The 905-nt window shown below is 71.0% G+C and carries 2 protein-coding genes; both read right to left on the minus strand.

Annotated features, from left to right (window positions below; all coding sequences use genetic code 11):
- Nucleotides 1-398 (minus strand): DUF742 domain-containing protein (locus tag C7C46_RS19985; RefSeq protein WP_110671248.1); only part of this gene is annotated, 398 nt, incomplete at its 3' end.
- A gap of 111 nt (nt 399-509) precedes the next feature.
- Nucleotides 510-905: roadblock/LC7 domain-containing protein (locus C7C46_RS19990; RefSeq protein WP_110671249.1), on the minus strand; the 396-nt coding region annotated here is incomplete at its 5' end.

Here is a 905-nt window from a genome sequence, read left to right on the forward strand (position 1 = left end):
CTTTCGAGCAGCGTGACGTCCGGCGTTCCGCCCGACTCGCCGGCGGCGGCGGGCTGGTGGATGGCGACCAGGCCGGCTTCGGCCAGGTCGGCCACGAGGATCCGGGCCACCCCCAGCGGCACCCCGGCCAGGGCCGAGATCTCGGCGACCGACTTGACCTCCTGGCACAGCTGGACGATCCGCTGGTGCTCGGGCAGCAGGCCGCCGGCGCGGGCGGCGTTGCCGGTGGTGGAGATCAGTGCCTCGATGGCGAGCTGGTAGCGCGGGCGGGTGCGGCCACCGGTCATCGCGTACGGACGTACCAGCGGCTGCTGCTCGTAGCCACCGTTGTTCTGGTCGCCGTAGCCGGAGCCGTACCCGTTGCCGTAACTACCGGCAGGTGTCGGGGGCGGGGTCATTCGGGGTCCTCCTAGCACTGCGGCTGATGCTGCATCAGCTATGGGGTGTGGGCGTCGGGCCCGGCAACCTGGCGGCGGCACGGACCCGACGGAGGGTGATGTGATGCCCGATCAGTGCAGCAGGCTGCCCTGCAGTTCGGCCCGCAGGGCGGGGGTGAGGACGGCTCCGGCGCGGTCGACGAGGAGGGCCATCTCGTAGCCGACGAGGCCGATGTCGGAGTCGGGGGAGGCGAGGACGGCCAGGGAGGAGCCGTCGCTGACGGCCATCAGGAAGAGGAAGCCGCGTTCCATCTCCACGACGGTCTGGTTGACGTCGCCGCCCTCGAAGATCCGGCTGGCGCCGGAGGTGAGGGAGGTGAGGCCGGAGGCGACGGCGGCGAGCTGGTCGGCGCGGTCGCGGGGGAAGCCTTCGGACATGGCGAGCAGGAGACCGTCGGCGGAGACCACCACCGTGTGCGACACCCCGGGGGTGTTGTCCACGAAATTGGTGATCAGCCAGTTCAGGTT

This window comes from Streptomyces tateyamensis (assembly GCF_003205575.1).
Lineage (GTDB): Bacteria > Actinomycetota > Actinomycetes > Streptomycetales > Streptomycetaceae > Kitasatospora > Kitasatospora tateyamensis.